This window comes from Streptomyces turgidiscabies Car8 (assembly GCF_000331005.1).
In the GTDB taxonomy this organism is placed as follows: Bacteria; Actinomycetota; Actinomycetes; order Streptomycetales; family Streptomycetaceae; genus Streptomyces; species Streptomyces turgidiscabies.
The window spans coordinates 1-5,867 of sequence record NZ_AEJB01000531.1; the positions used below are offsets into that span (position 1 = coordinate 1).

General features: G+C 72.1%; 5 protein-coding genes. 3 read left to right on the top strand and 2 right to left on the bottom strand.

Annotated features, from left to right (window positions below):
* Nucleotides 1-27 precede the first annotated feature (27 nt).
* Both STRTUCAR8_RS38660 and STRTUCAR8_RS38665 read right to left on the bottom strand, forming a co-directional pair.
* Nucleotides 28-2,325 (bottom strand): ABC transporter permease, encoded by a 2,298-nt coding sequence (locus STRTUCAR8_RS38660; RefSeq protein ID WP_006381803.1) that lies wholly within the window; start codon nucleotides 2,323-2,325, stop codon nucleotides 28-30.
* A gap of 80 nt (nucleotides 2,326-2,405) precedes the next feature.
* Nucleotides 2,406-3,098: an ABC transporter ATP-binding protein gene (locus STRTUCAR8_RS38665; protein ID WP_006381799.1), complete on the bottom strand. Its 693-nt coding sequence runs from the start codon at nucleotides 3,096-3,098 to the stop codon at nucleotides 2,406-2,408.
* 236 nt (nucleotides 3,099-3,334) lie between these two features.
* Here STRTUCAR8_RS38665 and STRTUCAR8_RS38670 point away from each other — a divergent pair, with 236 nt between their 5' ends.
* The 3 genes from STRTUCAR8_RS38670 to STRTUCAR8_RS38680 all read left to right on the top strand — a co-directional run bounded on the left by STRTUCAR8_RS38670 (nucleotide 3,335) and on the right by STRTUCAR8_RS38680 (nucleotide 5,847).
* The gene (locus STRTUCAR8_RS38670) at nucleotides 3,335-4,819 is read left to right on the top strand and encodes a sensor histidine kinase (protein WP_006381802.1); all 1,485 of its coding nucleotides are present in this window, start codon (nucleotides 3,335-3,337) and stop codon (nucleotides 4,817-4,819) included.
* Nucleotides 4,816-5,529, top strand: coding sequence for a response regulator (locus tag STRTUCAR8_RS38675; protein ID WP_006381801.1), 714 nt, complete (start codon nucleotides 4,816-4,818; stop codon nucleotides 5,527-5,529). Before STRTUCAR8_RS38670 ends, STRTUCAR8_RS38675 begins: the two co-directional genes overlap by 4 nt.
* Nucleotides 5,530-5,640: 111 nt before the next feature.
* On the top strand, nucleotides 5,641-5,847 hold the full coding sequence (locus STRTUCAR8_RS38680) for a hypothetical protein (RefSeq protein WP_044473617.1): 207 nt from the start codon (nucleotides 5,641-5,643) through the stop codon (nucleotides 5,845-5,847).
* The last annotated feature ends 20 nt before the right edge of the window (nucleotides 5,848-5,867 follow it).

The following is a 5,867-nucleotide window of genomic DNA, read 5'->3' on the forward strand; positions in this document are numbered from 1 at the left end:
CCGCCCCGCCCCCGCCCAGGGGTCCCCCTACTCCGTTCGTAGGGCTGTGGCCGTGCGGGTTCTTGCTGCCCAGGCTGCCGGGAGTAGGGCGCCCAGGAGGGCGATCGTGGTGCCGGCCAGGCCCAGGAGGAGCAGGTGCCAGGGGGCGTAGACGTTCAGCACCGATGGGGGGAGTTCGGTGTTCGCTGCATGGCCCATTACCGGGAGGACGAAGCCGTGCAGGGCGAAGCCGGTGGGTACGCCGAGCAGGGCGCCCAGTACGCCGATGACGGCCACCGAGGCGAGGACGAGGCTCACCGTCTGGCGGGGTGACATGCCGAGCGCCTTGCAGACGCCGAGGTCGTGGACGCGCTCCCGGGTGTCGAGGACGACGGAGTTGAGGACGCCGAGGCCTGCCACGGAGACCAGCATGAGGGTGAGGAGGGCCGCCATCGACTTCAGGATGATGACGAAGTTGTCCTGTCCCGAGGGGGCGTTGGCCATCGCGTCGCCGCCCAGCGGCTGGACCACGGCGGCGAGTTTCGTGGCGTACTCGACGGGAGAGACGCCCGGCTTCACCTCGACGAGGAACATCCGGGGCTGGGCCGCCGGGAAGTCGGCGAGGTTGCCGTGGATGCCGGTGCCGCCGTTCGACGTGTCGAAGGCCTCGCCGACGATCCGCAGGGTGCGGATGTCCCCCTCGTAGGTCACCCGGACCGTGTCACCGAGTTCGGTGCCGGTCCGTTCCAGGTAGCCCGAGCCGACCACGACCTGTCCCGCGCCGTCGAGCCAGTGCCCGGAGATCATCTCGTAGCTGCCGGGACGGGAGTCCCCCTGGTAGAGGGCGACGCGTACCGAGCCGGTGACACCGGCCACGGAGGCCTCGTTCCGGGTCATGGCGTAGTACGAGGCGGTGCCTTCCTGTGCCTCGACGGCGGCTCGTATGCGTGCCGGGTCGGCGGCCGGGGCCTCGGTTCCGCCCAGGCCTCCCTCCGGTCCACCGCCACCACCGCCGAACACCGTGACCGCCGCCCGCTCCTCCGGGTCTGCCGCGGCGCTGACCGCGGTGAGGGACGCGGTCAGCCCCACCGCGAAGGTCGCCGCGATGGTGCCGAAGGCCACCGCCAGCAGCATCGCGGCCATACGGACCGGGTGCGCGAAGGGGCTCGCGAGACCGTACGTCACCGCCCGGGGCAGCGGCAGCCGTCCCACCGCCCGGTGCGCCCACTGGCCGCGTCCCGGACGCGGGGCCCGGCCCACCGCGATGGCCTCGACCGTACTGAGCCGCCCGGCGCGCAGCGCGGGCACCAGCGCGGCGGTCCCGACGACCAGCAACGCGGCCGCCGGCACCACGACGTCCACCCACCACGTCACGCTCAGTGTGGCGGTGCCGTACGCCTGCTCGGTGTCGTCGAGGAGGGGAACCGCGAGCAGGTTGCCGAGGACGACCCCCAGCCCGATGCCGACCGCGGCCGGGATCAACGCCTGGGCCACATAGGCGCGTACGACCTCGCGCGGGGTGAAACCGATGGCCTTGAGGATGCCGATCCTGCGCAGACTCGATCCGACCGCGCCGCTGGTCACACTGCCGACGATGATCACCGACATGACGATGCCGAGGACACCGAAGGCGATGAGGAAGGGGATGGTCGGCGCCGCGCCCTGGTCGGCGTCACGCTTCGTCTCCAGATAGGACTGACTGCCCAGCAACGCGCCGGACGGTACGGCCGCGGCGAGTTGCTTCCGGTCGGCGGTGAGTTGTCCCTCCGTCCCGGCGGAGTCGAAGCGGTACAGCATCTGGCTGGTGAGGGGGGTCTTCGCCGACGCCAGTGCCCTGGCCTGGGCGGGGGTCGCCCACGCGTCGGCGGTCCTGCTGACCGACAGGGCGAAGCCGACGATCGTCAGGGCGGGGCTGTCCGCGTCGTCCGAGGTGTGGAGGACGGAGCCGAGCTCCAGGTCGGGGCCGGAGATCGACGAGCTGAGCACGATCTCGCCCGGTTTCGCCGCCCAGCGGCCGGACTTGAGGTCCAGATCGTCCACGTCGGCGTGGGGACCGGACCGTCCGACGAGCGTGAACATCGGCAGATGGCCGCCTGCCGAGTCCACCGGCCGGATCGACGTCGCCGGGTACGGTCCCGCGCTCGCGGTGACACCCTGCTGTCCCCCGGTGGCCGCCAACTGCGCCGTACTCGCCCTGGCCGGATCGAACTGGACGGTCAGATGCGCGCCGTGTTGCTGCGCGAAGGCGTGGTCGAAGGGCGCGTTCGCCGCGACGATCAGTGATCCGGCGACCACCGACGAGGCCACGGCCATCATCGTGGCCACGGCGATCACCACGGTCTGCACCCGCCGCCGCCCCACCCCGGACCGCACGACCCGGCCGAGCGCCCCGCCTCTTCCGACTCTGCGAACCCTTCCGAAGCCGTTCAACGGGCCGCCCCCGCCCGGGTGTCGAGGGCGAGGTGACCGTCGACCAGGTGGATCGTCCGGCTCGCACACGCCTCGGCGAGCGCCAGGTCGTGGGTGACCAGCACGATGGTCTGCCCGCCCCGGTGCAGCTCCACCAGCAGCTCCCGTACGTCCTCACCCGAGGCGGTGTCGAGGGCGCCGGTCGGCTCGTCGGCGAGCAGCAGCGCGGGCCGGTTGACCAGGGCCCGGGCGACCGCGACCCGTTGGCGCTCACCGCCGGAGAGACGGCCGGGATAGGCGCGGGCGTGCTTCTGGATGCCGAGTACCTCCATGAGCTCCCCGGCGCGGGCGGCCGTCTCGCGCCGTGCGGTTCCGGTGAGTTGGGCGGGAAGCTGGATGTTGTCGGTGACGGTGAGATCGTCGAGCAGGTTGAAGAACTGGAAGACCATGCCGATCTGTTCGCGGCGGAACCGGGCCAGCGCGTGTTCGTTCAGGTCGCCGAGCTGTCGGCCGGCCACGGACACGGTGCCCTCGGTCGCCCGGTCCAGGCCCGCGACGAGGTTCAGCAGGGTGGACTTGCCGCTGCCGGAGGGGCCGGTCACGGCGAGGGCCTCGCCCTGTTCGACGGAGAGGGTGAGCGGCCCGAGCGCGGGCCTGCCCGCGCTGTCGTAGCGCTTGGCCACGTCCTCCAGTTGGATCACCTGGGTCATGAACTCGCCTGTCCCTACGGTCGGTTCGAGCCGGGAAGTTGTCGGTCCCGGCGACCGTAGGGCCGGGCGCGGGTGCGGCGCGTCGGCCGCGACACCGACGTACGACCCTCCTGGCGGAGGACGCGGCAGCGAGGTCATCCCAGCGAAGTACGCCTGAGGAACGGCTTGTTGGGCCGTTCGGTGCGGGGAGGCCCGGGTCGGGCGGTCCGGCCGCACAATGTGCCGATGGAGACGGAGTGATGGAGACGGGGAACCGGGGACGGGGTAACGGGAACGCGGACGGGGACGGGGACGGGAACTCGGACGGGGTAGCGGAGACGGAGTACCGGCGCTCGCGCCACTGGCGTCAGCAGCTGCGGGACGCGCTGCGGCCGGAGCCTAAACCCGCTCCGCTGTCGCGGCGGGCGGTGCGTACGGACCTGGCGCTGGCGGTCGTACTGACCGTCGTCGCGCTGTTCGTCGCGGCGCGCTATCCCGGCGACGGCCCGGTGCGCTTCTTCCCGTCGACCGAGTACGGGGGCGCCAGGGTGAGCACGCGTGTGCCGGGGGCCGAGGTCGTGACGCCGGTCCCGCCTGTCCCGCCTGTCCCGCCTGTCCCGCCTGTCCCGCCTGTCCCGCCCGTGCCCCGTCCGTCGCTCGGGGAGGGCGAGGGTTCCGTCGCGCCCTGGCCGCTGGTCGTCCTGTCGGCGCTACCGCTGCTGGCCAGGCGCCGGTATCCGCTGGCGGTGTTCGGAGTGGTACTGGCCGCCGCCGTGGTCATCGGTGACGAGGCTTCCTGGATCACCGTGCTGAGCATCGTCATCGGCGCCTACAGCGCCGTCACGCACAGTCGTTTCCGGGTGGGGGCCATGGCCGCGATGGTCGTCGGCGCGGTTCTGGCCGGACTCGCGTTCCAGCAGGCGGAGCCCCTGCTTCCCGGCTGGTCGAGTCCCGGGGTCGTGCTGCTGGTCGCCGGGGTGCTGGCCGGACTGGTCCGTCTCTGGCGGCGGCGGCTGGCGGCCGACCGGGACCGGTTCGCGCGGTTGCAGCGGACGCAGGAGGAGGCCATGCGGCGGGCGGTCGCGGAGGAGCGGGCCCGGATCGCCGCCGAGCTGCACGACGTGGTGACCCACAATGTGAGCGTGATGGTGATCCAGGCCGGGGCGGCACGCAAGGTGATGGACGCGGCGCCCGAGCGGTCCAAGGAGGCGTTGCTCGCGGTGGAGGCCGGGGGCCGCGCCGCGATGGCCGAACTCCGGCACGTGATGGGCCTGTTGGCCGCCCCGGACACCGGCACCGGCCTCCAGGAGACGCCCGCCGACGGCCTGGAGCCGCAGCCCGGCCTGGACCGGCTCGACGCCCTGACGGAGCGGGTGCGCGGCGCCGGGACCCCGGTCGTCGTCGCGGTGTCGCTGCCGCCGGACCCGTTGCCGCCCGGGGTGGACCTGACGGCGTACCGCGTGGTGCAGGAGGCGCTGACCAACACGATCAAGCACGCGCCCGGCGCCGAGGCCTCCGTCCTGATCGGCTGGACGGACGACCACCTCCAGATCGAGGTCGGCAACACCCGCGCCACCAACCTCAACTCCCCGTCGCGGCAAGACGCAGGTGAAGGCGGCAACGGCCGGGGGCTGATCGGGCTGCGTGAGCGGCTCGCGGTGTACGGCGGAACGCTCACCGCCGGCCCGACCCTCGCCGGCGGCTACCGCGTCAAGGCCGATGTCCCGTGGCGGACCCCGTGAACGAGAGCCGAGCACCCCGTCCGACGCACCCGCCCCTGCGTGCCGTCATCGCCGACGACCAGGCGCTGGTCCGTACGGGCTTCGGGATGATCCTGGCCGCCGACGGCATCGAGGTGACGGCCGAGGCGGCGGACGGGGCCGAAGCGGTGGCCGCCGTACGGCGCACCCGGCCCGATGTCGTCCTCATGGACATCCGGATGCCGGGCATGGACGGTATCGAGGCCACCCGGCGGATCCTCGCCGACGACGCCCCGGAGGCCGGGGGAACCCGAGTCGTCATCCTCACCACCTACGACCTCGACCACTATGTGTACGAAGCCCTCACCGCCGGTGCCTGTGGCTTCCTCCTCAAGGACGTCACCCCGGAGCATCTGGTGGCCTCCGTACGCCTGGTGCAGGCCGGCGACGCCCTGCTCGCCCCCGCGATCACCCGCCGCCTGATCGAACGCTTCGCCCAGCGCCAGGAACCCTCACCGGCCCCGGCCCGGCACGCCGATCTGTCGGGCCTGACACCCCGTGAGCTGGAGGTGCTGCGGCTGATGGCGACGGGACTGAGCAACGCCGAGCTGGCGGAACGGCTGTTCCTGAGCCCGACCACCGTCAAGACGCACGTCGGCCGCATCCTGTCGAAGCTGGAGCTGCGCGACCGGGTCCAGGCGGTCGTACTGGCCTACGAGACGGGCCTGATCGCCCCCGGCACAGACGCGTGAGCAACCCGGCGGCTGTCTCAACTCTTCACACAGCCGCCCCCTGTTGATGTTGCTCTTGCTGCACACTCCTTGCTGCACGCATCCCCTGGACAGCGGAGAGGTCATGAGGTCATGTTGCAGATCAACGCGAGCAAGGTGAGCCGCTGGGACCAGCACGGCCGCGAGCACGTGGTTCATGTCCAGCGCACCGGCGCGCACCGCGTCATGAGCTGCGACACGTGCGGCTGGCGGAAGAAGGTGCAGTTCCTGCCCTGGCTGAAGGCGGAGGAACACCTCGCCGAGGAGCACCAGGCGACGGTGGATCCAACAGCGGGCTGACCGTCATCAGAACCTCGATG

Coding starts and splice junctions, on each gene's coding strand:
- STRTUCAR8_RS38665 (WP_006381799.1), bottom strand. CDS start 3,098: ATGACCCAGGTGATCCAACTGGAGGACGTGGCCAAGCGCTACGACAGC.
- STRTUCAR8_RS38680 (WP_044473617.1), top strand. CDS start 5,641: ATGTTGCAGATCAACGCGAGCAAGGTGAGCCGCTGGGACCAGCACGGC.